Raw genomic sequence first — 25449 nt, forward strand, 5'->3', positions numbered from 1 at the left:
CCGGGCCCGGGCCCGGGCCGTCGGCGGGGCCGGCCGGCCGGGGCACCCGCGGGTCGGTTCCCTGCGGAGCCGGCCAGGCGGGCCGCTGCTCCTGGCCGGGGGCCGGGCCCGGCTGCCGGGCGGGGTCGGCGCCCCAGGCCGCGGCGGGCTCGGGGCGGCTGCCGTGCTGGTGGGCCGCCCGCGCGGACGCCGCCGGGGCGGGCTCGTCGGCGGGGTCCTCGTCGAAGAAGTGCGGGCCGGTCTCCTCCACCGAGGGGCCGGCCGGCCGGCCGGCGGGCGGCGGGGCGAGCGGCTCGCCGTCCCCGGGCGCCGGGCGGCTGGTGCCCGGTACCCAGGCGGCACCGTTCCAGTACCGGACATATCCAGGAATGGACGGGTCCGGGTAATACCCTTCGCGGGGCCTGTCGTCGCCCTGGGCCGGGGTTGGGGCGCTCATGTCCGTCGTCCCGTATCTGCTCGGTGGTGATGTGGAGGACTCCAGTATGGAGGCTCCACATCTATCAGACGGGTGCGTCCCGCACCGCCGGTCCCGCCGTACCCACCCCTTTCCGAGCGACCTCGCGCACGGGCCGCACACGGGGCTTCACACCTGCGGCGAAGATTTTTCCGTGAACCCGCGTAACGCTCGCCGCCGTGTCCCCTCTCCCTCGTGCGGGCCGCTTCCCGGCCCGCGCCGCACGAGGAAGGACACCCACCGATGCGTCACACCGTCGTTGAGCGGGAACTGGAACTGAAGCTCGTCCTGTCGTCCGAGCACAGCATCCCGGTCGCCGCCCGGCTCGCCTACCGCACCGACGACCCCTACGCCGTCCACATCGGCTTCCACATCGACTCCGCGCACCCCGTGCACTGGGCGTTCGCCCGGGAACTGCTGGTGGAGGGGGTGTTCCGGCCGTGCGGACACGGGGACGTGCGGGTGTGGCCGGCCAAGTCCCAGGGGCGCAGCGTGGTGCTGATCGGGCTGAGCAGTCCGGACGGCGACGCGCTCCTTGAGGCGCCGGCCGGACAGGTGTCGGCGTGGCTGGAGCGGACCCTGGTGGCCTGCCCCCCGGGCAGTGAGGGCGGGCGGCTCGGCCTGGACGACGGTCTGGCCGACCTGCTCACCCGGTGAGGTCAGAAGAGCTTGCCGGGGTTGAGGATGCCGAGCGGGTCGAAGGTCTGTTTGATCGCGCGCTGCATCTCGACGCCCACCGGGCCGAGTTCGCGGGCGAGCCACTCCTTCTTCAGGACGCCGACGCCGTGTTCGCCGGTGATGGTGCCGCCGAGTTCCAGCCCGAGGGCCATGATCTCGTCGAAGGACTCGCGGGCCCGCCGGGACTCGTCGGGGTCGGCGGCGTCGAAGCAGACCGTGGGGTGGGTGTTGCCGTCACCGGCGTGGGCGCAGACGCCGATGGTGAGCCGGTACTTCGCGGCGATCCGCTCGACGCCGGCCAGCAGGTCGCCGAGCCGGGAGCGGGGCACGCACACGTCGTCGATCATCGTGGTGCCCTTGACCGCTTCCAGCGCGGTGAGGGAGAGCCGGCGGGCCTGCAGGAGCAGTTCGGACTCGGCGGCGTCGTCGGCGGGGACCACCTCGGTGGCCCCGGCCGCCTCGCACAGCGCGCCGACGGCGGCGAGGTCGGCGGCCGGGTCGGGCGTGTCGAAGGCGGCGAGGAGCAGCGCCTCGGTGGTCTCCGGCAGTCCCATCCGGGCCAGGTCGTTGACCGCCTTGACGGTCGTACGGTCCATCAGTTCGAGGAGGGAGGGGGTGTGCCCGCGCTCCATGATCGCGCACACGGCCTCGCAGGCGGCGGTGGCCGAGCCGAACTCGGCGGCCAGCACGAGCTGCGCGGGCGGCTTCGGCCGCAGGGCGAGCACCGCCTTGACGACGATGCCGAGGGAGCCCTCGGAGCCGACGAAGAGGCGGGTGAGGTCGTAGCCGGCGACGCCCTTGGCGGTGCGCCGGCCGGTCGACAGCAGCCGGCCGTCGGCGAGCACGACGTCGAGGCCGAGGACGTACTCGGCGGTCACCCCGTACTTGACGCAGCACAGGCCGCCGGAGGCGGTGCCGATGTTGCCGCCGATGGTGCACGTCTCCCAGCTGGAGGGGTCCGGCGGGTAGGCGAGGCCGTGTTCGCCGACCGCGCGGGACAGGGCGGCGTTGACGACGCCGGGTTCGACGACGGCGACCCGGTCGACCGGGCTGATCTCCAGGATGCGGTCCATCCGGGTCAGGGAGAGCACGATCCAGCCGTCGTGCGCGTTGGCGCCGCCGGACAGGCCGGTGCGGGCGCCCTGCGGGACCACCGGGACGCGCAGCTCGGTGGCGACCCGCAGGACGTGCTGGACCTCTGCGGCGGTGCGCGGCAGGACCACGACGGCGGGGGTGCCGGCCGGGCAGAAGCTGGCCATGTCGTGCGCGTAGGAGGCGGTGACGTCGGGGTCGGTGAGGACGGCGTCGGCGGGCAGCGCGCCGCGCAGCCGGCCGACGAGGTCGCCGGTCGCCGCGGCGACTTCGGCGGCTTCGGCGGCTTCGGCGGCTTCGTCGCGAGGCGCTTCGATACGGCTCATGATCCTCAGGGTGGCACCGGGGGCCATCGGTGTGAACCCCGTCGGCGCCGCCCTTCGCCTGCCCGGGTGGTGTCGCCGGGCGCCGCACAGTGAGCGGTATGACAATCCGACTTCAGCGGCGTCCAGGTGGGTGGCGGCGGTGGCTGGTCGCCTCGGTGGCCGGGTCCGCCGTACTCGGTGGCGTACTGGTGCTGCTGCCCGGCGGGCCCGGTCAGCTGTGGGCGCGGGGCCCGGCGGCGGCGCCCGCGCCGGGGCCTGCGGCGATGGCGCACGACGCGGTGGCCGCCGGGGTGCCGGCCGCGCTGCCCGAGCTGGCGGTGCTGATCGGCGACCGGGAGGCGCGGGTGCGGGCCCGGCCGCTGGAGGCGCGGTCGTGGGCGGTGCTCGGGGCCGCCTACGTCGAGCAGGGGCGGCGGACCGCCGACCCCGCGCACTTCCCGAAGGCGGAGCGGGCGCTGCGTACCGCACTGCGCCTGAAGGAGTCGCCCGCCGCCCTGGAGGGGCTGGCCGCGCTGGCGGTGGCGCGGCGGGACTTCCCCGGGGCGAAGCGGTGGGGGGAGGCGGCGCGGCGGCTGGCGCCGAAGAGGTGGACCACCGAGGCGGTGCTGATCGACGCGTACACCGGGCTCGGCGACCACCGGGCGGTGGGGCGGGCGCTGGACCGGCTGGTGGCGCTGCGGCCGGGGACGGCGGCGGTACGGGCCCGCAAGGCCGCCGTGTACCGGGACCGGGGCTGGCGGGAGGACGCGGCCGCGCAGCTCGCGGACGCGGTGGCGGCGGCCGGGACGCCGGCCGAGCGGGCGGCGTATCTGGAGCAGGCCGGGCGGCTGGCGTTCGAGCGGGGGGACCGGGCGGCGGCGCTGCGGTACTTCCAGGAGGCGCTGCGCACCGATCCCGACCAGCGGGCCGCGCAGGCCGGGCAGGGGCGCGCGCTGGCGGCGCTGGGACGGACCTCGCAGGCGCTCACGGCGTACCAGGCGGCGCTCGACCGGCAGCCGCGCCCCGAGGACGCGCTGGAGCTGGGGGAACTGTACGAGTCACTGGGGCTCGGGCAGGCCGCGCGGGTGCAGTACGACCTGCTGCGCGAGCGGGCGCGGGCCGCCGCCGCGAGCGGGGCGGACGCGGAACTGGTGCTGGGGCGGTTCGAGGCGGAGCACGGGGACGCGGCGGCCGCGGTGCGGCGGCTGCGCGCCGAGTGGCGGCGGCAGCCGTCCACCGCCGTGGCGGACGCGCTGGGGTGGGCGCTGTACCGGGCCGGGCGGGCCGGGGAGGCGCTGCCCTACGCGGTGCGGGCGACGGACAGGGAGCGTGGGGGCGGGGTGCGCAGTGCGGCGTATGTGTATCACCGGGGGGTGATCGAGGGGGAGTTGGAGCGGTACGGGGCCGCGCGGCGGCATCTTCAGGAGGCGGTGCGGATCAATCCGTGGTTCTCGCCGTTGGACGCGCCTCGCCTGCGGCGGGCCTTGGCGGAGTTGGGCGAGCCCTCCGTTGAGGGCCCGCCCTCGGGGTAGGGGCCGTGCGCGGTTCCCCGCGCCCCTGAAGGGCGTTACAGGTTCCCGCGTTTTTCCTGTTCCCGCTCGATCGCCTCGAACAGGGCCTTGAAGTTGCCCTTGCCGAAGCCCATCGAGCCGTGGCGTTCGATGATCTCGAAGAAGACGGTCGGGCGGTCCTGGACCGGCTTGGTGAAGATCTGGAGCAGGTAGCCGTCCTCGTCGCGGTCGACCAGGATCTTCAGCTCGCGCAGGGTGTCGACGGGGACCCGGGTCTCGCCGGCCCACTCGCCGAGGGTGTCGTAGTAGGAGTCGGGCGTGTCCAGGAACCGGACGCCGTTCTCCTTCATGGTGCGCACGGTGCGCACGATGTCGTCGGTGCCCAGCGCGATGTGCTGGACGCCCGCGCCGCCGTAGAACTCCAGGTACTCGTCGATCTGCGACTTCTTCTTGGCGACGGCGGGCTCGTTGATCGGGAACTTGACCTTGAGGGTGCCGTCGGCGACCACCTTGGACATCAGGGCGCTGTACTCGGTGGCGATGTCGTCGCCGACGAACTCCTTCATGTTGGTGAAGCCCATGACCCGGTGGTAGAAGCCGACCCATTCGTTCATCCGGCCCAGCTCGACGTTGCCGACGCAGTGGTCGACGGCCTGGAAGGTGCGGTGCGCGGGCGGCTCGACGATCGGGTCGGCGGTGACGTAGCCGGGGAGGTAGGGGCCGTCGTAGCCGGTGCGTTCGACCAGGGTGTGGCGGGTCTCGCCGTAGGTGGCGATGGCGGCGAGGACGACCGTGCCGTGCTCGTCCTTGGCCTCGTGCGGCTCGGCGAGCGAGCGGGCGCCGTGCTGGACGGCGTAGGCGTACGCGGCGCGCGCGTCCGGCACCTCGATGGCGAGGTCGATCACGCCGTCGCCGTGCTCGGCCACGTGCGCCGCGAGGAAGCGGCCGTGGTCGGTGGCCGGCTTGATGACGGAGGTGAACACGAACCGGGCGGAGCCGTTCTCCAGGACGTAGCTCGCGGTCTCGCGGCTGCCGTTCTCCGGTCCGGAGTAGGCGACCAGCTTCATGCCGAAGGCGGTGGAGTAGTAGTGCGCGGCCTGTTTGGCGTTGCCCACGGCGAAGACGACCGCGTCCATTCCCTTGACCGGGAAGGGGTCGGCCTGCCGGGCGGTGTCGGGAGTGTGGTGTGTGGTCTGCGTCATAGCCGCAGGGTCCCCCGGGTCCGCAAGGTGCGCAATAGTTCTAGTTTCGGGTGGGCAATCTGACCAGTGGTACGGCGGTCAGGGCCGGCTTTGTGTACAGGGTGACCAGGTGGGAGGCGGGCGGATGGGGATCGACGGTCTGGACGGGCGGATCATCGTGCTGCTGGCGCGGGAGCCGCGGATCGGGGTGCTGGAGATGTCCCGGCGGCTGGGGGTGGCCCGGGGCACGGTGCAGGCGCGGCTGGAGCGGCTTCAGTCGAACGGAGTCATCCGCGGGTTCGGACCGGAGGTGGACCCGGCGGCGCTCGGCTACCCGGTCACGGCGTTCGCCACGCTCCAGATCCGGCAGGGTCAAGGGACCGATGTGCGGGCGCACTTGGCGTCCGTGCCGGAGGTGCTGGAGCTGCACACCACCACCGGCGGCAACGACATGCTGTGCCGGCTGGTGGCCCGCTCGAACGCCGATCTCCAGCGGGTGATCGACCGGGTTGTCAGTTTTGATGGCATCGTCCGGGCCGCCACGGCGATCGTCATGGAGAATCCCGTCCCCCTGCGGGTCATCCCGCTGGTGGAGCAGGCGGCCGAGGACTCGGAGGCGACCTGAGCGAGGGGCGGTGAGCGGCGGTGAACTTCTGGGAGTTTTTGGGCAGCCGCCACCAGCAGCTGCTGGCGGACGCCGGGCAGCACGCCAGCGCCGTCTTCCAGTGCATGATCGTGGCGACCGTCCTGGGCGTTCTGATCGGGGTGGTCACCTACCGGAGCGAGTGGGCCGGAAATCTGGCGACACTGGCCACTTCGACCGTCTTGACCATTCCGTCACTGGCGATGATCGGTCTGCTCATTCCGATCGTCGGGCTCGGGGTGCCGCCGACGGTGACCGCGCTGACCCTGTACGGGCTGCTGCCGATCGTGCGCAACGCGATCGTCGGGCTGCGCGGCGTCGACCCGGCGCTGGTGGACGCCGCCAAGGGCATCGGCATGTCCCGGGTGGCCCGGCTGCTGCGGGTGGAGCTGCCGCTGGCCTGGCCGCCGATCCTGACCGGCATCCGGGTCTCCACCCAGATGCTGATGGGCATCGCGGCGATCGCCGCGTACGCCTCCGGCCCCGGGCTCGGCAATGAGATCTTCCGCGGGATCGCCTCGCTGGGCAGCAAGAACGCGCTCAACCAGGTGCTCGCGGGCACGCTCGGGATCATCGTCCTGGCGCTGCTGTTCGACGCCGCGTACGTCCTGCTCGGACGGCTGACCATTCCCAGGGGGATCCGTGCCTGAGACGACGACCGGGACCGACGACCGCGAGGCCCCCGCCGGGGGCGCCGCCATCGAGCTGGAGAACCTCACCAAGCGCTACCCGGGCAGTGCGCAGCCCGCCGTGGACAACGTCTCGATGGAGATCGGGGCGGGCGAGACGGTGGTCTTCGTCGGCCCCTCGGGGTGCGGGAAGTCCACCACCCTGAAGATGATCAACCGGCTGATCGAGCCGTCCGGCGGCCGGATCCGGATCAACGGCGAGGACGTCACCGACATCGACCCGGTGAAGCTGCGCCGCAAGGTCGGCTACGCGATCCAGTCCTCCGGCCTGTTCCCGCACATGACGGTCGCGCAGAACATCGCACTCGTACCGCGGATGACCGGCTGGCCGAAGGCCCGGATCAAGGACCGGGTGGAGGAGATGCTCGACCTGGTCGGGCTCGATCCCGGCGAGTTCCACGGCCGCTATCCCCGCCAACTGTCCGGCGGCCAGCAGCAGCGGGTCGGCGTGGCGCGGGCACTGGCCGCCGATCCGCCGGTGCTGCTGATGGACGAGCCGTTCGGCGCGGTCGACCCGATCACCCGCGACCACCTCCAGGACGAACTGATCCGGCTCCAGCACGAACTGCACAAGACGATCGTCTTCGTCACCCACGACTTCGACGAGGCGATCAAGGTGGGCGACCGGATCGCGGTGCTGCGCGAACAGTCGCACATCGCGCAGTTCGACACCCCGGAGGCCATCCTCACCAACCCCGCCGACGACTTCGTCTCCGGTTTCGTCGGCGCCGGCGCGGCGCTGAAGCGGCTCAACCTCACCCGGGTCCGGGACGTCGGCATCACCGACTACCCCACCGTCACCATCGACGACCCGCTCCAGCACATCTTCGACCGGCTGCGGGACAGCGGCAGCAACGAGATCCTGCTCCTGGACAAGCGGCGCCGCCCCTACAAGTGGCTGCGGCGCGGCGACCTGATGCGGGCCAAGGGGTCCCTGGCGCGGGCCGGGGCGCTGGTGCACGACACGGTGACGGCGGACGCGACGCTGCGGGACGCGCTGGAGGCGGTGCTCACCGACAACGCGGGGCGGGTCGCGGTCACCGGGCGGCGCGGCCAGTACGAGGGCGTCGTCGACATGGAGACGCTGATGAACTCCGTGCACGAGCTGCTGGAGGCGGACCGGCTGGACGCGCTGGAGCACCAGCACGACCTGGCGGAGGCGCGGGCCGAGCGCACCCACTCCGAGCAGGAGGGGTTCCAAGGAGGGGCGGGACCGGCCCGATGACTCCCTCCTCCCGCTTCCCCGGCTCCGGCGACCCCGGCGGCCCCGGCGACCCCGGCGGCCCCGGCGACCCCGGCGGCCCCGGCGACCCCGACGGCCCCGGCGACCCCGACGGCCCTGGCGGCCGCCTCGTCACCGACGACGACGCGACCGAGCTGGACACCGCCGCTCCCCCGCCGTCCCCGGCCGCCACCCGCCGCCGGGTCGGCTGGCGCAAGCTCACCTTCCTGCCCGCCGTACTGGTCTGCGTACTGCTGGCGACCTGGCTGTGGTTCCGGCAGGCCGACCTGGACGCGCTGAGCGAGAACGCCCTGTCCGACGGCCAGGTCACCAAGGCGCTGTGGCAGCACGTGCAGCTGACGGTGATCTCCACCTTCTTCGTCCTGATCATCGCCATCCCGCTGGGCGTCCTGCTCACCCGCCGCGTGTTCCGCAAGGCCACCCCGGTGGCCCTCGCCTTCGCCAACATGGGCCAGGCCACCCCGGCGATCGGCCTGCTGGCGCTGCTGGTGATCTGGCTCGGCATCGGCCGCCGGGCCGCCCTGATCGGCATCATCATCTACGCGATCCTGCCGGTGCTGTCGAACACCATCGCGGGCCTGAAGGCCAACGACCCCACCCTGCTGGAGTCGGCCCGCGGCATCGGCATGTCCCCCTTCGGCGTCCTCACCCGCGTCGAACTCCCGCTCGCCGTCCCGCTGATCCTGGCCGGCGTACGCACCGCCCTGGTGCTGAACGTCGGTACGGCGACGCTGGCGACCTTCGGCGGCGGGGGCGGCCTCGGCGTACTGATCACCACCGGCATCACCAGCCAGCGGATGCCGGTGCTGGTGCTGGGCTCGGTGCTGACCGTCGCCCTGGCCCTGCTGGTGGACTGGCTGGCCTCGCTGGCCGAACTGCTGCTGCGGCCCCGGGGTCTGGAGGCGGGCACATGAGACGACCCCTCGTCCTGCTGCTCGCCGGGGCGCTGCTGGCCGGCTGCGGCCTGACCAGCGGCTCCCCGATGGTGGACGACGTCCGGCCGGGCTCGATCGGCCGCGGCGAGCCGCTCAAGGGCGCCGATCTGACCGTCGTGTCGAAGGAGTTCACCGAGCAGCTGATCCTCGGCGCGATCATGGGCATCGCCTTCGAGGCGGCCGGCGCGGAGGTACTGGACCGCACCGGCATCCAGGGCTCCGTGGGCACCCGCGCGGCCGTCGAGAACGGCGACGCGGACGCCACCTACGAGTACACCGGCACCGCCTGGATCACGTACCTGGGCAACAGCGACCCGGTCGCCGACCCGCACCAGCAGTGGGAGGCGGTGCGGAAGGCGGACGCCAAGCAGGGCCTGACCTGGCTGCCGCCGGCGTCGATGAACAACACGTACGCGCTGGCCATGAACCGGGCCAACTACCGGAAGTACGGCACGAGGACGCTGTCCCAGGTGGCCGCGCTGGCGAAGTCCGACCCGGGGGCGGTGACGCTGTGCGTGGAGGGCGAGTTCGCCAACCGCGCGGACGGGCTGCCGGGGCTGAAGAAGGCGTACGGGATGAGCGTCCCGGCGGGGAACGTCACACAGATGGACACCGGCATCATCTACACCCAGACCGCGAAGGGCGCCTGCACCTACGGCGAGGTGTACACCACCGACGGGCGGATCAAGTCCATGGACCTGGTGGTGATGGAGGACGACCGGAAGTTCTTCCCGAACTACAACGCGGCGCCCATGGTCCGCACCGCCACCATGAAGAAGTGGCCGGCCATCGCCGGCGTACTCGACCCGGTGACCAAGGCGCTGACCAACTCGGTGGCGCGGGAGCTGAACGCCAAGGTCGACGTGGACGGCGAGGACCCGCACCAGGTGGCGCTGGACTGGATGGTGGCGAAGGGGTTCGTGAAGGAAGGGTAGATCAGCAGCTGGGGACGTCGCCGCCGGCGTCCAGGGCGTGCAGCGCGGCGACCGCGCCCTTCAGGGACGTCACCGGGATCAGCCGCAGCCCCTTCGGCAGCTCGGCCCCCGCGTCCGCGCACTCGTCCTTCGGGACCAGGAACACGGTGGCGCCGTCCCGCCGGGCGGCCTTCGTCTTCAGCGGTACGCCGCCGACGGCGCCGACCCGCCCCTCGGTCGTGATCGTGCCGGTGCCGGCGATCGTCCGGCCGCCGGTGAGGTCGGAGCCGTCCAGTTTGTCGACGATGCCGAGGGAGAACAGCAGCCCGGCGCTGGGGCCGCCCACGTCGGCCAGCTTCAGGGTGACGTCGACGTCGGCGGGGTCGAGGTCCAGGTAGCTCAGCGCGGCGGCGGTGGCGGAGTCCTGGGACTCCTTCATCTGCTTCTCGTTGTACTGCTCGATCTCCTGCTCGTCGTCGCCGCTCGGGTACACCGCGTCGCGCGGCATGACCGCCCGGTCGGTGGCGAACCAGTTGCCGAGGACATCGCCGAGGGAGACGCTGGTGTCCGGGCCGGTCGCCTCGATGGTCGTCATCCGCAGCTGGCCGGTGGTGTCGTGGACCGGCGCGCCGGAGATGGTGATCACCGGGGTGCCCTGGTTCTTCCCGAGCACGTCGGCCGTCATCCCGGGCTGCGCCACGGAGAACGGCAGCGGCGCGAACACCGCCGTGGTGAACAGCGCCACGACGGGCAGCGCGCAGACGGCCAGGGCCTTTGGACGCGTGAGACGAGAGAGCACGGAGTCAATCTAACGCGGCGGTGATCGGCGCCCGGCATCCGTGTCGGCGCAGCGCCAGCGCGACGTCGTCAGCGCAGCGCTCCGCGGCGACGTCAGCGCAGCGCTCCGCGGCGTCGTCAGCGCAGCGCCTCCGCGACCTCCCGGGCCGCGTCCATCACGCGCGGGCCCACCCGCTCCGGGACCACGTCCGAGAGCATGACCACACCGACGCTGCCCTCGACACCGGACACCCCGACCAGCGGCGCGGCGGCCCCGCACGCCCCGGCCTCCAGCTCGCTCGCGGTGAGCGTGTAGCCGAGGTCGGTGGCCGGCTGCTGCCGGGCGGCGAGGATCGCCTTGCCGGCGGCGCCGCGCTCCAGCGGATGCCGGAAGCCGGGCCGGTAGGCGACGTGGTAGTCGGTCCAGGTCGGTTCGACGACGGCCACGGCCAGCGCCTCCGCCCCGTCCACCAGCGTCAGGTGGGCGGTGGCCCCGATGTCCTCGGCCAGCGCGCGCAGCGCCGGCATCGCCGCCTCCCGGACCAGGGGGTGCACCTGGCGGCCCAGGCCCAGCACCCCGAGCCCGACCCGGGCCCGGCCGCCCAGGTCACGACGGACCAGGGCGTGCTGTTCCAGGGTGGCCAGCAACCGGTACACGACGGTACGGTTCACCCCGAGCCGGTGGGACAGCTCGGTGACGGTCAGCCCGTGGTCGGTGTCGGCGAGCAGCTTGAGGACACGCAGTCCCCTGTCGAGCGTCTGAGAGGTCTCCGCGGTCACGACGCCCACTCCTTTTGTGGTGAGGTCTGCGGCCCCTTCGCGGCGGATGCGTCACCGAGTCCCGTCGGCGACGCGCTTCAGAGGCCGCCGATCGGCCGGCGGCCCGGTGAGTCCGGGCCCGAGTCGCTTCACGGCTGCGCTCCGCGGCGGCGCTGCCACGGGGCGTGTGCGTAGCGTGACAGTAGCGAGCCGGTCCGCTCAGCGGAAGGTTCCGTCCAGAATCCGGGCACCCGCAGGTACGGACTACCGGCGTTTGTCCGCATACGTACGGCACATGTCCGGTGACCGGCCGGTCACTTCATGCGGGTCGCCCACTCCTGCACCTTGGCGATGCGCTGCCGCAACTGCCCGGCGGTGGCCTCGGCGCTCGGCGGACCGCCGCACACCCGGCGCAGTTCGGTGTGGATGACGCCGTGCGGCTTGCCGCTCTGATGGACGTACGCCCCGACCATCGTATTGAGCTGCTTGCGCAGCTCCATCATCTCCTTGTGGGAGACCACCGGCCGCCGCTCGGCGGGCAGTTCGAGCAGGTCGGCCTCCTCGTCCGGCTTCTTGCGGCTGTGCGCGATCTGCCGGGCCTGCCGCTTCTGGAGCAGCATCTGCACCTGGTCGGGTTCGAGGAGGCCGGGGATGCCGAGGTAGTCCTGCTCCTCCTCGCTGCCCGGGTGGGCCTGCATGCCGAACTCGGCGCCGTTGTACATGACCCGGTCGAAGACGGCCTCGGACTCCAGCGCCTCGAAGGAGAACTGCTCCTGCTCGCCGGTGTCCTCGTCCTGCTCCCGGTTGGCCTCGTCCATCTCCTGCTCGGACTCGGCGTACGGGTCCTCCTCGCCGTCCTTCTTGGGCTTGTCGAGGACGTGGTCCCGCTCGCGCTCCATCTCGTTGGCGAAGGTGAGCAGGTCGGGCACGGTCGGCAGGAACACGGACGCGGTCTCGCCGCGCCGCCGGGACCGCACGAAACGCCCGACGGCCTGGGCGAAGAACAGCGGCGTCGAGATGGTGGTGGCGTACACCCCGACCGCGAGCCGCGGCACGTCGACGCCCTCGGACACCATGCGGACGGCGACCATCCACCGGTCGGTGCCGCCGCTGAAGGTGTCGATGTTCTTGGAGGCCCCGGCGTCGTCGGACAGCACGACGGTCGCCTTGCTGCCGGTGATCTCCCGGATCAGCTTGGCGTAGGCGCGGGCGGAGTCCTGGTCGGCGGCGATGACGAGGGCCCCGGCGTCCGGAATGGCCTTGCGTACTTCGGTCAGCCGCTGGTCGGCGGCGCGCAGCACGGACGGCATCCACTCGCCGCGCGGATCGAGCGCGGTGCGCCAGGCCTGGCTGATCGCGTCCTTGGTCATCGGCTCCCCGAGCCGGGCCGCGATCTCGTCACCCGCCTTCGTCCGCCACCGCATGTTCCCGCTGTAGCTCATGAAGATCACGGGCCGCACGACCCCGTCGGCCAGCGCGGACCCGTACCCGTACGTGTAGTCGGCGGCGGACCGCCGGATCCCGTCGTTGCCCTCCTCGTACACGACGAAGGGGATCGGGTTGGTGTCGGACCGGAACGGCGTACCGGTGAGGGCGAGCCTGCGGGTGGCCGGCTCGAACGCCTCCAGACACGCCTCGCCCCAGGACTTCGAGTCACCGGCGTGGTGGATCTCGTCGAGGATGACGAGGGTCTTGCGCTGCTCGACGCGGTTGCGGTGCAGCATGGGCCGGACGCCGACACCGGCGTAGGTGATGGCGATGCCCTGGTAGTCCTTGCCGAGCGGCCCCGCGCTGTACTCGGGGTCGAGCTTGATCCCGATCCGGGCCGCCGCCTCCGCCCACTGCTTCTTCAGGTGCTCGGTCGGCGCGACGACGGTGACCTGCTGCACCACGTGGTGGTGCAGCAGCCAGGACGCCAGGGTCAGCGCGAAGGTCGTCTTGCCGGCGCCGGGGGTGGCGACCGCCAGGAAGTCGCGGGGCTGCTCCTGGAGGTACTTCTCCATCGCCCCCTGCTGCCAGGCCCGCAGCTTGCCGGCGGTACCCCAGGGGGCACGGCCGGGGAAGGCCGGCGACAGGTGGTGCGAGGCGCTGGAACTGGCGGTGGTAGTCACGGTCTCCGAAGGGGGGTCGGTCGGCTCGGCCACGTATGACAACCGGGCCACCCTACCGGCGCCCCGACCCCACGGATGCCCGCCCGGCGCCGGGTCACCTGCGGGTGGGACGGACGTCACACGCCCTGCTGGGGTACGGCAAGGAGGAGCGCCCTTCGCTGCCGGAGGGCCGCCTTGGCCGCCTGATCGCGGCGGGCGAGGCTGGGGGCCGGCGGATCACGGTGCGGTGCGGCGGACGGGGGGCGGGCGATGTCGACGCGGGAAAGGGCCACGACGGGGAACGCCGGAAAACCCGCGCCGCCGCCGAGCCCCGCCCGGCACCGGCTGACGGGTGCGGCGCTGATCGTGCTGTCCGTGGCGGCGGCCCTGGCCTGTGGCTACGTCTTCACCACCTGGCTGCCCGCCGACCGCGCCCGGTACCGGGAGTACCGCGCGGCCGAGGTCTGCCCCGACCGTACGGTGGTCCCGGCGGCGGAGGACTGCCTGCGCGAGCTGGCCTTCACCGTCGAGGACGCCGAGGACCGGCCCAAGCACAGGACGGCGACGCTGCGCGGGGCGGCGCCCTTCCGGCACGTGGAGGTGGCGTTCGGCGACTCGGAACCCGTGCTGGCGGACCTCGGCCGGGGCGACCGGGTCACCGCCACCGTCTGGCGCGGCGTGGTGGTGGCGGTCGCCGAGCGGGACGCCCGCCAGGAGTCCTCCGACGCGCCCCGCGCCGAACTCCAGATGCACGCCGCCTTCGGCACCTTCGCGGGGCTGGGCGCGGCACTGGCGCTGGCCTTCGGCACGGTACGGCTGGCCCGGCCCCGCCGCCTCGGCGTCCTGACCTGGCGGCCGTACGGGAAGTGGCTGCTGATCACGGCGGGGACGGCCTGCGCCGCCGTCGGTCTGATCTCCGTATGGACGGGGCTGCCGTGGCCGCTGGTGCCGGCGGTCTGCGGGGCGGTGGTGGCGGCCACCGCCGTGTTCCTCCGCCGGGACCTGCGACGCGGAAACTGAGGCCGCTCACCGCTCCGTCCGCAGCCGGGTGGCCACCCATGCCCCCACGCTGACTGACCGTGCTGCGGGCAGCGCCCAGGGGCTTGGCTCGCGCCGTCGTCCGCGAGGGCCTTGACGACGCGATCGGTCGGCAGGTCGTCGCGTGCCGCGATCACAAGGACGGTGTCCATCGGCCTCAGTCCTTCGCACCCTCGTCGAGGGGCGGTGGATTCTTCACGTTGCCGTCGGGGACGGTCGGACTGTGCGTCGCCAGGTACGGCAGCGGCCCGTCGTACAGGCCGACCGACATCTGTAGTTCCTCGTCGTAGAGGGTGGGCGGCTTGACGATCGCTCCGGTGGAATCAGGGATTCGGGCGAACCGCAGTGCCCACGGCCTGCTGCTCGCGGTGGTCGGCGATTCGGCGCTGTGCGGGGCGCGTCCGCCTTCCGGGGTGAGAGGGAACGCCTCGCGAACGTCCGCAATCGTCATCGGGTGTCCTGCCTTTCCCTGCGCGGTGCTTGCTGTGTCCTGATCGACGCGACCCTGACCCTGCGGTCGCCTGGGGCGGCGCCGGTGCAGAAAGCAAGTCGCGGCGGCCCGCATCGCCACCGGGGCCGGTGCCGGCCGACCGGTTTCGCGGTCAGTGGTGCTCACGGGCTCGCCTGCCGTCCGGCCCGGTGCCGAGGACACCGGCAAGGCGGATAGCCCTTGTCGAACGACACCGGACCAGTGAACTCCGGGACACTCACGACGCCTCGGTCCTCGGTGACCGCACCGTCCCTGTTCACCCGGTAGACGTGCAGGGTCATTTTCACCACAGGCTGTTCACGGGCTGTGACTTCCATCCTGTCTGCGCTCCTTCTCACGTCGAGCGTTGACCGTGGTCCGGTCCGGACGCACGGCCATCGAGACAGCACCTCGTGTCCTAGGTCAGACATTAGCGTGTCCTAGGACACGAAACTACAAGCCAAGCCCCTTTCACCCGTAGGGATTACCCATGTCCTAGTACAGTCTTCTGTGCCCTAGGACGTAGCGCAGGGAGGCACCATGACAGAGACCGAACACCCGTACATGCGCGTCGCCGAGCGCATCCGCCGCCGCATCCTGGACGGCAAGCTGAAAGAGGGCGAGAAGCTGCCAGCGCAAAGGGAGTTGGCCAAGACGGAGGGAGTCTCCGTCGCCACCCTCGGCAGAGCACTGGACCAGCTGCAGGTCGAGGGATACATCACCACCTCGCGCCGGGGAACGTTCGTCGCCAACGCACCCGAGGTGGCGCCGTCCGGCTACGACCGCATCACGCGGGTCCTGCGGACCGGATCAGTGCTGGCCGAGGGCGAAACGATGATTGTGACAGCCGCCGAGCTGATCAAACCTCCGCAATATGTGACCGAGTTGTTCGATCTGGCGGAGGGCGATCAGGTGGTGCGACGCCAGTGGCACACCGGTAAGGGCCAGCAGCGCACAGGGCTGTACGTGACCTGGTATCCAGCTCACTTCGCCGCTGCGGTCCCGGAGTTGCTGTCGACCTCGGCGAAGTCTTCACCGGGGTTGCTGCTCAAGATCCAGCAAGCGACAGGCCGACGCCCCGCAGCGGGACGGGACGACATCCACGGCAGGGACGCGGACGCTCGTGAGGCAGGTTTCCTGGGCCTGCGCATCGGCTCGCCCATCCTCGCGGGTGCGTCGCGGCTGTGGGACAACGAGGGGGTCATCGAGTACGCCGAGTGGTGCCTGCCGTACCGGCTGACGGTCGGATACGAGTACAGCTTCGACGCCACGGCCGACGCATCGCCGTGACGTGGACCGCGGCACGCGGACGATCGCTTGAGCCCGCTCCCCGCCACGGCCTCTGATGCCTGACAAGGCAGACCGGAAGGGCGGTACACCTCCGGTGGGCCGCCCTTCCGGTCGTCCGTCTCAGGTGGCTTGAACCGCAGAAGACTCAACGGTGACAAGGACGTCCGCACCGACGGTCCTCGCCACGCAGCGCGTGCGCACGGGACCGAGGGTGAGCGCCGAGGTGAGGAAGTCGTAGCGCGACATGGTCAGTCCTCCTGGCCGCTGATCTCGGTCTTGGCCACCGCCTCCTTGATGGCGTCCTGGACGGCGGCGACGACGGTGGCGGTGTCGACGTTCTCGCCGAGCATGCTGACGAGCTTGTCGATGGTGGCCTGGAGGGCGTTGATCGCGACCTCGGAGCGGCGGGCCACGATCTCGATGTTGCGGGCGGACGTCGCCAGCGAGATGTACGGGTTCGTCTTGGCGGTCGCGCTGTTGGGGTTGGCTATCACCCCGTCCAGCTTGAGTGTCTTCTCCGCCGTCGCGGCGGCGATCTTCTTGATCTCGGCCTCGGTGAGCGCCACGTCTTCCTCTTCTCCGGCCGCCCACGCGGCCATTGCGGCGCGGCTCGCGAACTGAGCCACGTTGGTGTCCAGAGGGCTGGAGGTGTACTGGTGAATCAGCCAGTCGGCTTGGATGGAGGGCCGGCCGGGCTTGCCGTTGTACTGCGCGATCCACAGGCCGTCGCCGGCGTAGCTGGTGGTGTCGCGGGTGGTCCAGTACGACTGCGAGCAGTACAGGAGGACCTTCCGGCCGCCGGCCTTGCCGCGCAGGTACTTGATCGCCTGGTCCTTCTCGGCGTTCGAGACGCCGGACTCCTCCCAGTCCACGGCCAGGAACTCGGCGGCGCGCGGGCCGGCCTGGGCGAGGAAGTAGTCCATCTGCGCCGTCATCGAGGAGGACGCGGACAGGTAGTGGTAGTGGCCCACCACTCGGCCGTTGTCCCGGGCACGGGCGGTCTGCGCCGCGTGTTTGGGGTTGACGTAGGACGTGCCCTCGGTCGCCTTCACGACCACGAAGTCGTGACCGCTCAGCGAGTAGGTGGAGCTCTGGTAGTTCGATACGTCGATGCCGCTGATCGTCATGCCGCTCCTCAAGCGGTGAGTCGGAACTGGTACACGTCGGTCTGCGAGCGCGGCGCCTGGTACGTGGACCGGCGCGTCCGGAACCAGCCGCCGTCGCCCCAGGACGTGCCCCAGCTGTTCGGCAGGGCGAGCACCGTCTGCTCCGGGCCGATGCGCTCGCCGACCCGGACGACACGCTCCAGGACGGCGCCACCCACCTCATGCCCACCAGCCTCAGAGGAATACTCCCAGCCGTCCGTGTCGATGAAGCCGGCCCGGTCGGGGTCGAAGAACGTCTCCGTGCGCACGCAAGCGACTGCGGCGGACAGCCCGGCCCCGACCCGTTCATGAACGGCGTATGGCAGTCGCGTTGCGGCCCCGGACGATCCCTTGAGCCCGCTCCCCCGCCCCGCCTACGGTCGGATCACGAACGACGCACACGGCCGTGTGCCCGAGTGGTTCAGGGACTCGCCTGCAAAGCGAGTTACGCGGGTTCGATCCCCGCCACGGCCTCTGGTGCCTGACAAGGCAGAACGGAAGGGCGGCACGCCTCGGGTGTGCCGCCCTTCCGGTCGTCGTCCCCGTACGCCGGAACAAGAGATTCCGATTTTGAGATGAAAGATTAGTACAACTCGGTGACGTCCTCGCGAGTCTCTCCCACATCCGGACCATGATCCGGCCCCTCGTGCTCGGAGAATCATGCGCAAGCATTACGCGGCGGTCGTCAGCGTCGTCGCTCCCCTGGTCGTCCTTGCCGCCGTGGCGCCCGCCGCCCACGCCGACACGACCGTGGGAGACACCCGCATCACATCCATCACCTTCGGCAAGGCGACCACCGGCGTCGGCGCCACGCTCGGGGCATCGGTCAGCGTCACGCTGACCGCCACGGACAACTCCGGGATCGACAGCGTCATCGGCCCCAAGCTGGTGGGCCCCGACGGGCTGATCATCCGGCCCACCCGCAACGAGTGCACCGCGCAGAGCGCGACCACCGTGCGATGCGTCTACAGTCTCCCGCTCTCGCCGGACGGCACGGACGCGCAGGACCTGCGGAACAGTTCGGCGGGCGCCTGGCGCTTCAAGGCCAAGGCCGTGGCCAACGACGGCGGCTCCCACCACCTGTCGCCGGGCGCACCGCTCAGCGTCAAGCGGCACGCCAAACTGGAGGCCGCCCAGGCCACGCCCGAGCCGGTCGACAAGGGCGGCAAGCTCACCGTCACGGGCTGGCTCCGGCGAGCCAACTGGGACACCAACGTCTGGGACGACTACGCGGGCAAGTCCGTGGCCCTCCAGTTCCGCAAGTCCGGCACCGACACCTTCAAGACCGTCAAGACGGTCACCACCGACAGCGCGGGCAAGCTGCGCACCAAGGTCACCGCGAACACCACCGGCACTTGGCGCTGGCGGTTCACCGCCAACACGATCGCCACGGGTGCGACGTCGCAGGGCGACCGGGTCGTGGTGCGCTAGAGCCCGTCTTCGAACGGATCTTGCCGAAGACTCGATGCCCTTGCGGGCGAGGCGGTGCCGGATCCCTCGGGAAACGAGCCATCGGCGCAGGTGGCGATCGTCGTAGCCCTTGTCGCCGTGCAGTTTGCCGGGTCGCCGGGGCCGGTTCGGTCGGCCGGGGTGTAGGGCGCGGCGAAGAAGTGCGGGCGTTCGGTGAACGAGCCGGGGTTCATGCAGGCGTCGGCGACGCCCAGTTCCTTGGCGGCCTCGCGGCGGATCGCGGCGGGCGGGTCGTCCGCGTCGAGCAGGCCCGCCGCCGCCTCGATCAGCATGCCGTCGGGGTGGTCGTCGACGTCCTGCGAGAAGATCGGCGCCGCCTCCCGGTTCCGCGTGCTGCCCTGGGCGGGCGTGAGCGGACTGATCACCGACGCGGGCTCCGGCGATCCGGTGATCGAGCGGCTCACCGCACTCGGCGTGTGGATCCTCACGGCCGGCTGACGCACGCCGCCCGGTGCCGGGCCCACAGGGTGAGGGTGAAGGCGGGGAGGTCCGGGGCCAGCGGGGTCAGGGTGCCGGTGGGGCGGTGCCAGGTCAGGACGGCGCCCGTGCCGGCGTCCAGGACGACCGCGGCGCCGTCGGCCAGAGCGCCCAGGCGGACGAGGCGGTCCGCACCGGTGGGGAAGGCGGCGGGGCGGTCGTCGTCCGCCGCCCACTCGGCCAGGGTCGGCAGGGGCATGTCGCCGTCCTGGGCCAGCCGGAACGGGAACGCCTCGTCGGGCAGGCCGGTCTCGCGCAGGAAGCGGCGGGTGGGCTCGTGGGTGAGGCAGGAGGGGAAGTCGACCTCCTCGAACCGGGACACCCGGCCGCGGCCGAACTCCCGGTCCAGGAAGCGGTACGGCAGGTCCGCGGCCGGCGCCGTACGGCGGCTCGTGGCCAGCAGCAGGCAGCCGATCAGCACCGACGTCTTCCACAGCAGCGACATCTCGTTCCCGGCCGGCACCCGCCGCCCGGCGCCGCGGGCCCAGGACGGGTCCGCCACCGACGTCGCGTCCCGCACCAGGGTCAGCAGGGACACCGCCGGCCGGTCGGCCGTGGTGTTCGTGGTGTTCGTGATCGTCGTATCGCTCGTCGCCCCGCGCATGGTGTCCCCCGGTATGTCCGTGTGCCCGTAGGCGGGGCCGGCCGTGCCGCCCGTCCCCACCGCTTCGCACACTACGCGGCACCACTGACAACGCCCCTGCGCGCGAACCCCGTTCACCGTTCACCGGGTAGGACGCACCGGCCGCCCCGCGCGTTGCTCCGGGATGGTCCCGGAAACGGTGAACACTTCGGGCCCGAGTGTCATCGTTTTCCGGACCGGGGGTCAGCCCTCGGTGACCACGGCCGCCTGCGGCCGGATCGGCAGCCGGTTCACCGAACGCCCGGTCGCCGCGCGCACCGCCGACGCGACCGCCGCCGGGGACGCCACCACCGGCACCGCGCTGACCGCCTTCGCGCCGAACGGCGCGACCACGTCCCGCTCCTCCACCAGCTTCACGATCCGGATGTCCGGGGTGTCCAGGGAGGTCGGCAGGGCGTAACCGGTCAGGTCGGGGTGGCGGATCAGACCGCGCGGGGTGCGGAGGTTCTCGGTCAGCGCGATGCCCACGCCCTGGGTGACGCCCGCCTCGATCCGGGTGGTCAGCTGGGCGGGGTTGAGGATCCGGCCGACGTCCTGGGCCACCGCCAGCTCCACCACCCGTACCGACCCCAGTTCGACGTCCACGTCCACCACCGCGCGGATCGCGCAGAACGACATGCCGACGAAGGCGTCGCCCTGCCCGGACTCGTTCAGCGGCTCGGTGGGGTGCGGCCGGCACTGGGCGGTGGCCCACAGCTCCTTGCCGTCCAGCGCCTCGGTGACCGTCGTGGACAGCACCCCGTCGTACGAGGTGATCTTGCCGTCGGTGATCTGCAACAGCTCGGTGGACATCCCGAACTTGTGGGCCAGGGGCTGCAACAACTGGGTACGAACCATCTTGGCCGCCCGTTCCACCGCACCCCCCGACACCCAGGTGTGCCGGCCCCGGCAGCCCGGACCGGCCGGCGGCTGGTCGGTGTCGACGGGCGCCACGTGCACCTCGTCGATGCCGAGCGTCTCCTGCACGATCTGCCGGGCCAGCGTGGCGAACCCCTGCCCGGTCTCGACGGCGGCGCACAGCACCGTCGCCACCCCGTTCTGCACCTTCACCGTCGCCGTGGAGACCTCGTCCGCGCCCTCCGCGCCCAGCATGTGCACCATGCCGATGCCGTAGCCCACGCCCCGGCGCACCGCGCCCGGTTCGCCCGCGCCCTCGGGGCCGCCGGGCAGCAGCCACTCGTCGGCGGGGGTGTCCTTGGGCAGCGCGGGGAGCGGGAAGTCGCGTACCGCCGTCAGCAGTTCCGCGACCGGCGCCGGGCAGGTCACGGTCTGGCCGGTGGGCAGCACATCACCGGTGGCCAGGACGTTGCGCAGGCGCACCTCGGCCGGGTCCAGGCCCAGCTTCTTGGCGATCTTGTCCATCTGCGCCTCGTACGCGGCGCACACCTGCATGGCGCCCTCGCCGCGCACATGCCCGGACGGCGGGTTGTTGGTACGCACCGCCCAGCCCTCGATGAACGCGTTCGGCACGACGTACGGGCCGCAGGCGAAGGCGACGGCGGCGGCCAGCGCCTCGGCGGAGGTGTCGGCGTAGGCGCCGGCGTCGAGCAGGATCTGCGCCTCGACCTTGACCAGCCGGCCCTCGGCGTCCGCGTGGTGGCGGTAGCGCAGCAGGGTGGGGTGGCGGTGCACGTGGCCGAGGAAGGACTCCTCGCGGGTGGCGGTCAGCTTCACCGGGCAGCCGGTCTTCAGCGCCAGCAGGCCGAGCGGCAGTTGGAAGCCCTGGTCCTCGCGGTCGGCGGTGGCGCCGGGCACGCCGGTGACGACGACCTTGACCTGCTCGGGGGGCAGTCCGAAAGCGGCGGCGGCCGTGTCCCGGTCGGTGTGCGGGTCGGTGGAGGCCAGGTACAGCTCCACGCCGCCGTCCGGGCGCGGCACGGCGAGGCCCGCCTCGGCGCCGATCGGGGCCGGGTCCTGCCGGCCGATGCGGTACAGGCCCTCGGCGACGACCTCGCCGGCCGCCTCCGGGTCGCCGTGGCGCAGCGGGATGTGCCGGATCAGGTTGCCGTCGGGGTGCAGCGGCTCCGCCTCGAACGCCTGCTCGGGGTCGGTGACCGGGTCCAGCACCTCGTACTCGACGATGACGGCCGCCGCCGCCATCCGCGCGGTGTCCGGGTGGTCGGCGGCGACGGCGGCGATGGGCTCGCCGTGGTGGCGTACGACCTCGGCGGCGAAGACCGGCCGGTCGGCTCTGCCCCGTCCGTGCAGCGCGGCGCCCGGCACGTCCTCGTGCGTGACGACCGCCCGTACGCCGGGCATCTCGCGCGCGTGGCTGGTGTCGACGGAGACGATGCGGGCGTGCGGGTGCGGGGAGCGCAGTACGGCCGCCCAGAGCAGGCCCTCGGCCCACAGATCGGCGGCGTAGGGGAAGGTGCCCTCGGTCTTGGCGCGGGCGTCGGCCGGGTGCAGGGAGGCGCCGAGGCCGTGCGCGAGGGGCTCGGGGGCGGGGGCGGTCTCCGTGGTCGCCGCGGCCTGGGCGGTGGCTGCCTCGTTGCTCACGCCTGGCCTCCGTCGTCCTGGCCGTGGGGGTGGTCGTGGGGGTGGTCGTGCGGTTCCCGGGGGTGCGGGCCGGACGATCCCTGGGGGTCGAACGCCGACGGGTTGACGCCGCCGGCGCCGGGACCGGCCTGGTGCGGGATCCGGGCCTCGGCGGCGTCCGCGTCCGCGTCCGCCTCGGCACTCGCCTCGCGCTCGGCGACGACCTCGTCGACGGCGCGCAGGAAGCCGCGGTAGCCGGAGCAGCGGCACAGGTTGCCGCAGAGCGCCTGGCGGGTCTCCAGTTCGGTCGGGGCGGGGTTGCCCTCCAGCAGGTCGTGCATGGTCATCGCCATGCCCGGCACGCAGAACCCGCACTGCACCGCCCCGCACCGGGCCAGCGCGCGCTGTACGTCGGAGGGCTGCCCGTCGGCGGCCAGGCCCTCGACGGTACGGACCTCGCTGCCCGCCGCGGTCACCGCCGGGACCAGGCAGGAGGCCACCAGCCGGCCGTCGACCTGCACGTTGCAGGCGCCGCACTCGCCCTGCGAGCAGCCGTCCTTGGCGCCCGCGAGGCCGAGCCGCTCGCGCAGCACGTAGAGCAGCGACTCGCCGATCCAGGCGTCGGTGACGGGCCGGTCGGTGCCGTTGACGCGCAGCACGTAGGAGGCGAGGGGGTGTTCCTCGTGGCGGGCGGCGGGATCGGCGCTATCGACGGGCTCCTCGGGGGCGGGGTCCTGCGGGCCGTGCTCGGACTCGGACTCGGGCGCAGTATCGGGCACGGGCGCGGACTCGGGCGCGGGTTCGGGTTCGGCTCCCGCCGTCGCCTCCGCTTCCGTCGCCGCCTCGGTCCCCGCTTCGGCCTCTGCGCCCGTACCCGCGTCGGCTTCGGTCTCCGCCTCGGTCGCGTCCTGCGCGTCGGGGTCGGTGGCCGGCTCCGGGGACGGGGCCTCGCGCACCGGGGCGACGGGCGCCACGGGCTCCTCGGCGGCCTCCGGTCCGGCCTGGGCCTCGTCGGCCGGGGCCGGCGCCTCGGGCGGGTCAGCGGGGCCCTCGGCGGCCTCCTGGGCTCCGTGGGCTCCCTGCGCCTCGTCGGTCACCGTCTCGTCGGCCACCGGCCCGGCGGCGGGCTCGCCGCCGGCCTCGGCCGCGGGCCGCAGGTACGGGCGTACGTCCGGGAACTCCTGCCCCTGCGGGTACGTCCGCTCCTCCGGGCCCGGCTGCTCCTGCGCGAACCGCCGCCCGTCCGAGTACCGCTGCTGCTCCTCCGCGTACCGCTGCTGCTCCTGATACCGCTGCTCGTCCGCGAACCCCTGCTCGTCCGGGAACGACCGCGGCTCCGCCGCCGGGCCACCGCCCTGAACCGTTTCCGCGCCGGCCTCCGGGGCGGCCTCCTGGACGCCCTGCGCGCCGTACTCGGAACCGAAGTCCGCGCGAGCGTCGGAACCGCCGTACTCCGGGCCGAAGTCCGTCTCCGGCTCCCCGGCCCGCGCGCCCCACGGCGCGCCCGCCGCCTGGGTCGCCCACGGAGCGGGCGCGCCGCCCGGGAGGGTGGCCGGCGGGGTGCCGCCCCACTGCTCGACCAGGGACGACGTGGTGAACTCGCCGGACTCGTCCGGCAGGTCGCCGCCGGCCACCGGGATGGACCACTGCCCGGTCACGTCGTGGCCGGGCGCGGGCCCGGCCGTCTCCTCGGCGACGGCCTCGCCGAAGTCCCACTGGCTGGTGGCGCCCGGCTGGTAGGCGAACCGGTCGTCCTGCCCCGGGTGCGGGTCGTGCCCCCCGTACGGGGCGCCGCCGCCGTACTGCCCGTGCCCGGCCGTCCCGTACGGGTCCTGCCGTGCCGCGCCGTACACCTGCGCCGGGTCCGGACTCCCGTACTGCTGGGCGGCGTCCGGGCCGCCGTACGACGGCTGCTGCCCCGGCTCCGGCGCCTGCCACTGCGTGCCGTCCACCGGTGCCGACGGCATCGGCCAGGTGCCGGTGCCGGCGGGGTCGGTGCCGGCGGCGGGGGCGACCGTGATCTGCGGGGGCACGAAGCCGTGGCCGGGCGCCGCCAGCGGACTGCCGACGGCGTCCAGGAGGGCGTCGATGCCGCCCTCGGGGAGCTGGACGAAGGCGGTGGCGCCGTCGTCGTAGTCACCCTGGGGCAGCGGGTCCCAGCGGCTGCCGCCGCCCTGTCCGCCGCCCTGGGGCGTGCCCTCTCCGTGCTGGTCGTCGGTCACGACAGCGCCCTCCCCAGTGCTCGTCGGGCCAGCGCGGCGACGGTGCGCCGCAGGTGCAGTACGGCGGGCGGAAGCTGCGGTACGGACCCGTCCTCGGCGGGCGCGGGGTCCGGGATGCAGGCCGCGGCGACGTACTCGCCGAAGGCGGCCAGCGCCTCCGGGACGATCGCGCGGTTGTTGTCCCAGTCGATGAGCTGCGCCACCCACTGCTCGGCCTCCAGCGGGCGCAGCGGCATCGGCGCTATGGCACCGACCGCGCACCGCACCCCGCGCCGGGCCGGGTCCAGGACCAGCGCCACGGACGCGACCGCGCGCCCGGGGCCGGTGCGGCCGGTGGCCTTGAGGAAGACCTGCGGGGCGTGCAGCAGCGGGACACGGACGTAGCCGATGAGTTCGCCGGCGCGGAGCATCTCCACGCCGGCCAGCAGGTGGGAGACCGGGATCTCGCGGCGGGCGCCGCCCTGGCCCGCGATGATCAGGGTCGCCTCCAGGGCGGCCAGTACGGGCAGCGCGTCGCCGGTCGGGGCGGCCGAGGCGACGTTGCCGCCCAGCGTGCCCGCGTTGCGGATCTGCGGCGGCCCGGCGGCGCGCGCGGCGGCGGCCAGGGCCGGGATGAGGGCGGCGAAGTCGGGGCGGCCCATGCGGGCGTGGGTGAGTCCGGCGCCGAGCAGCGCGTGGCCGTCCTGGTACTGCCAGCCGCGGATCTCGCTGATCCGGCCGAGGCCGACCAGGGCGGCGGGCCTGAGCTGGCCGGAGTTGACGGCGGCCATCAGGTCGGTGCCGCCCGCGACCGGCACGGCGGCGGGGCGTTCGGCGAGCGCGCCGACGGCCTCGTCCAGTGTTGTGGGCAGCGTGACGGCCTGCGCCGCCTGCGGTGCGTGCGTGCTCAAACCGCTGCCCCTTCCCGCTGTCCCACTGGTCCCGCCCGTGCGCCGTACGGTACGTG

General features: G+C 72.9%; 24 protein-coding genes, 1 tRNA gene and 3 pseudogenes. 12 read left to right on the forward strand and 16 right to left on the reverse strand.

The features are described 5' to 3' along the window. Positions 1–436 (reverse strand): DUF2510 domain-containing protein (locus ACTT8P_RS16370; RefSeq protein WP_442832376.1); only part of this gene is annotated, 436 nt, incomplete at its 3' end. Positions 437–697: 261 nt separating this feature from the next. Here ACTT8P_RS16370 and ACTT8P_RS16375 point away from each other — a divergent pair. After that, complete coding sequence (locus tag ACTT8P_RS16375) at positions 698–1111, forward strand: SsgA family sporulation/cell division regulator (protein ID WP_442832377.1); 414 nt, start codon at positions 698–700, stop codon at positions 1109–1111. A 2-nt stretch (positions 1112–1113) separates the two neighbouring features. On the opposite strand, the gene ACTT8P_RS16380 is transcribed toward ACTT8P_RS16375, so the two are convergent. Then, positions 1114–2550, reverse strand: a complete 1437-nt coding sequence (locus ACTT8P_RS16380; protein WP_442832378.1) for an FAD-binding oxidoreductase — start codon at positions 2548–2550, stop codon at positions 1114–1116. 98 nt (positions 2551–2648) lie between these two features. Between ACTT8P_RS16380 and ACTT8P_RS16385 the strand changes: the two genes are divergently transcribed. Then, entirely contained in the window at positions 2649–4061 is a 1413-nt protein-coding gene (locus tag ACTT8P_RS16385; RefSeq protein ID WP_442832379.1) for a tetratricopeptide repeat protein, read from the forward strand. Between the two features lie 35 nt (positions 4062–4096). Here ACTT8P_RS16385 and hppD read toward each other — a convergent pair whose 3' ends face one another. Then, positions 4097–5242, reverse strand: a complete 1146-nt coding sequence (gene hppD, locus ACTT8P_RS16390) for a 4-hydroxyphenylpyruvate dioxygenase (protein WP_442832380.1) — start codon at positions 5240–5242, stop codon at positions 4097–4099. 124 nt (positions 5243–5366) lie between these two features. On the opposite strand from hppD, the gene ACTT8P_RS16395 reads away from it, so the two are divergent. The 5 genes from ACTT8P_RS16395 to ACTT8P_RS16415 are packed head-to-tail and all read left to right on the forward strand — an operon-like array spanning position 5367 to position 9666. After that, positions 5367–5846 carry an Lrp/AsnC family transcriptional regulator gene (locus ACTT8P_RS16395; RefSeq protein WP_442832381.1) on the forward strand — a complete coding sequence of 160 codons (480 nt, stop codon included), beginning with the start codon at positions 5367–5369 and terminating at the stop codon, positions 5844–5846. 20 nt (positions 5847–5866) lie between these two features. Next, the gene (locus tag ACTT8P_RS16400) at positions 5867–6514 is read left to right on the forward strand and encodes an ABC transporter permease (protein WP_361159695.1); all 648 of its coding nucleotides are present in this window, start codon (positions 5867–5869) and stop codon (positions 6512–6514) included. After that, positions 6507–7778: a betaine/proline/choline family ABC transporter ATP-binding protein gene (locus tag ACTT8P_RS16405; protein ID WP_442832382.1), complete on the forward strand. Its 1272-nt coding sequence runs from the start codon at positions 6507–6509 to the stop codon at positions 7776–7778. The genes ACTT8P_RS16400 and ACTT8P_RS16405 overlap by 8 nt, the downstream gene beginning before the upstream one ends. Beyond that, positions 7775–8710, forward strand: coding sequence for an ABC transporter permease (locus ACTT8P_RS16410; protein ID WP_442832383.1), 936 nt, complete (start codon positions 7775–7777; stop codon positions 8708–8710). Before ACTT8P_RS16405 ends, ACTT8P_RS16410 begins: the two co-directional genes overlap by 4 nt. Further along, on the forward strand, positions 8707–9666 hold the full coding sequence (locus ACTT8P_RS16415) for a glycine betaine ABC transporter substrate-binding protein (RefSeq protein ID WP_442832384.1): 960 nt from the start codon (positions 8707–8709) through the stop codon (positions 9664–9666). Before ACTT8P_RS16410 ends, ACTT8P_RS16415 begins: the two co-directional genes overlap by 4 nt. Before the next feature lies 1 nt (position 9667). Here the strand turns inward: ACTT8P_RS16415 and ACTT8P_RS16420 are convergent, their stop codons facing one another. The 3 genes from ACTT8P_RS16420 to ACTT8P_RS16430 form a co-directional block, all read right to left on the reverse strand. Further along, positions 9668–10444 carry a S16 family serine protease gene (locus tag ACTT8P_RS16420; protein WP_442832385.1) on the reverse strand — a complete coding sequence of 259 codons (777 nt, stop codon included), beginning with the start codon at positions 10442–10444 and terminating at the stop codon, positions 9668–9670. A 116-nt stretch (positions 10445–10560) separates the two neighbouring features. After that, positions 10561–11202 carry an IclR family transcriptional regulator gene (locus ACTT8P_RS16425; protein WP_442832386.1) on the reverse strand — a complete coding sequence of 214 codons (642 nt, stop codon included), beginning with the start codon at positions 11200–11202 and terminating at the stop codon, positions 10561–10563. Between the two features lie 293 nt (positions 11203–11495). Next, a complete protein-coding gene (locus ACTT8P_RS16430; protein WP_442832387.1) occupies positions 11496–13292 on the reverse strand; it encodes a DEAD/DEAH box helicase in 1797 nt (598 codons plus the stop codon). A 249-nt stretch (positions 13293–13541) separates the two neighbouring features. On the opposite strand from ACTT8P_RS16430, the gene ACTT8P_RS16435 reads away from it, so the two are divergent. Then, positions 13542–14291, forward strand: coding sequence for a hypothetical protein (locus tag ACTT8P_RS16435; RefSeq protein ID WP_442832388.1), 750 nt, complete (start codon positions 13542–13544; stop codon positions 14289–14291). A 175-nt stretch (positions 14292–14466) separates the two neighbouring features. Here the strand turns inward: ACTT8P_RS16435 and ACTT8P_RS16440 are convergent, their stop codons facing one another. Then, positions 14467–14760 (reverse strand): putative ATP-grasp-modified RiPP, encoded by a 294-nt coding sequence (locus ACTT8P_RS16440; protein WP_442832389.1) that lies wholly within the window; start codon positions 14758–14760, stop codon positions 14467–14469. Positions 14761–15318: 558 nt separating this feature from the next. Between ACTT8P_RS16440 and ACTT8P_RS16445 the strand changes: the two genes are divergently transcribed. Next, positions 15319–16068: a GntR family transcriptional regulator gene (locus ACTT8P_RS16445; RefSeq protein WP_442832390.1), complete on the forward strand. Its 750-nt coding sequence runs from the start codon at positions 15319–15321 to the stop codon at positions 16066–16068. Positions 16069–16188: 120 nt separating this feature from the next. Here the strand turns inward: ACTT8P_RS16445 and ACTT8P_RS16450 are convergent, their stop codons facing one another. Genes ACTT8P_RS16450 through ACTT8P_RS16460 form a run of 3 tightly spaced genes read right to left on the reverse strand, consistent with a single transcriptional unit; the run spans position 16189 to position 17482 of the window. Continuing rightward, on the reverse strand, positions 16189–16314 hold the full coding sequence (locus tag ACTT8P_RS16450; protein ID WP_442832391.1) for a hypothetical protein: 126 nt from the start codon (positions 16312–16314) through the stop codon (positions 16189–16191). A 2-nt stretch (positions 16315–16316) separates the two neighbouring features. Continuing rightward, entirely contained in the window at positions 16317–17195 is an 879-nt protein-coding gene (locus ACTT8P_RS16455) for a glycoside hydrolase family 25 protein (protein ID WP_442832392.1), read from the reverse strand. An 8-nt stretch (positions 17196–17203) separates the two neighbouring features. Then, a complete protein-coding gene (locus tag ACTT8P_RS16460) occupies positions 17204–17482 on the reverse strand; it encodes a C1 family peptidase (protein ID WP_442832393.1) in 279 nt (92 codons plus the stop codon). 133 nt (positions 17483–17615) lie between these two features. On the opposite strand from ACTT8P_RS16460, the gene ACTT8P_RS16465 reads away from it, so the two are divergent. Beyond that, a tRNA-Cys gene (locus tag ACTT8P_RS16465) sits at positions 17616–17687 on the forward strand. Positions 17688–17873: 186 nt separating this feature from the next. Beyond that, positions 17874–18644 carry a calcium-binding protein gene (locus ACTT8P_RS16470; protein ID WP_442832394.1) on the forward strand — a complete coding sequence of 257 codons (771 nt, stop codon included), beginning with the start codon at positions 17874–17876 and terminating at the stop codon, positions 18642–18644. 3 nt (positions 18645–18647) lie between these two features. On the opposite strand, the pseudogene ACTT8P_RS16475 reads toward ACTT8P_RS16470, so the two are convergent. Continuing rightward, positions 18648–18797 (reverse strand): annotated as a pseudogene (locus tag ACTT8P_RS16475) (IS5/IS1182 family transposase); the annotation flags it as partial. Beyond that, positions 18779–18976: pseudogene (locus ACTT8P_RS16480) on the reverse strand (NUDIX domain-containing protein); the annotation flags it as partial. The pseudogenes ACTT8P_RS16475 and ACTT8P_RS16480, both read right to left, overlap by 19 nt. Position 18977: 1 nt before the next feature. Here ACTT8P_RS16480 and ACTT8P_RS16485 point away from each other — a divergent pair. Further along, a pseudogene (locus ACTT8P_RS16485) lies at positions 18978–19121 on the forward strand (DeoR/GlpR transcriptional regulator); the annotation flags it as partial. On the opposite strand, the gene ACTT8P_RS16490 reads toward ACTT8P_RS16485, so the two are convergent. The 4 genes from ACTT8P_RS16490 to ACTT8P_RS16505 form a co-directional block, all read right to left on the reverse strand. Beyond that, complete coding sequence (locus tag ACTT8P_RS16490; protein ID WP_442832395.1) at positions 19108–19824, reverse strand: SUKH-4 family immunity protein; 717 nt, start codon at positions 19822–19824, stop codon at positions 19108–19110. The pseudogene ACTT8P_RS16485 and the gene ACTT8P_RS16490 sit on opposite strands and share 14 nt — an antisense overlap. Positions 19825–19986: 162 nt before the next feature. After that, positions 19987–22302, reverse strand: coding sequence for a xanthine dehydrogenase family protein molybdopterin-binding subunit (locus ACTT8P_RS16495; protein ID WP_442832396.1), 2316 nt, complete (start codon positions 22300–22302; stop codon positions 19987–19989). Next, on the reverse strand, positions 22299–24503 hold the full coding sequence (locus ACTT8P_RS16500) for a 2Fe-2S iron-sulfur cluster-binding protein (RefSeq protein ID WP_442832397.1): 2205 nt from the start codon (positions 24501–24503) through the stop codon (positions 22299–22301). The genes ACTT8P_RS16495 and ACTT8P_RS16500 overlap by 4 nt, the downstream gene beginning before the upstream one ends. Beyond that, positions 24500–25393 (reverse strand): FAD binding domain-containing protein, encoded by an 894-nt coding sequence (locus tag ACTT8P_RS16505; RefSeq protein WP_361159808.1) that lies wholly within the window; start codon positions 25391–25393, stop codon positions 24500–24502. The genes ACTT8P_RS16500 and ACTT8P_RS16505 overlap by 4 nt, the downstream gene beginning before the upstream one ends. Between the last annotated feature and the right edge of the window lie 56 nt (positions 25394–25449).

The organism is Streptomyces sp. JW3, from assembly GCF_052216785.1.
Classification (GTDB): Bacteria; Actinomycetota; Actinomycetes; order Streptomycetales; family Streptomycetaceae; genus Streptomyces.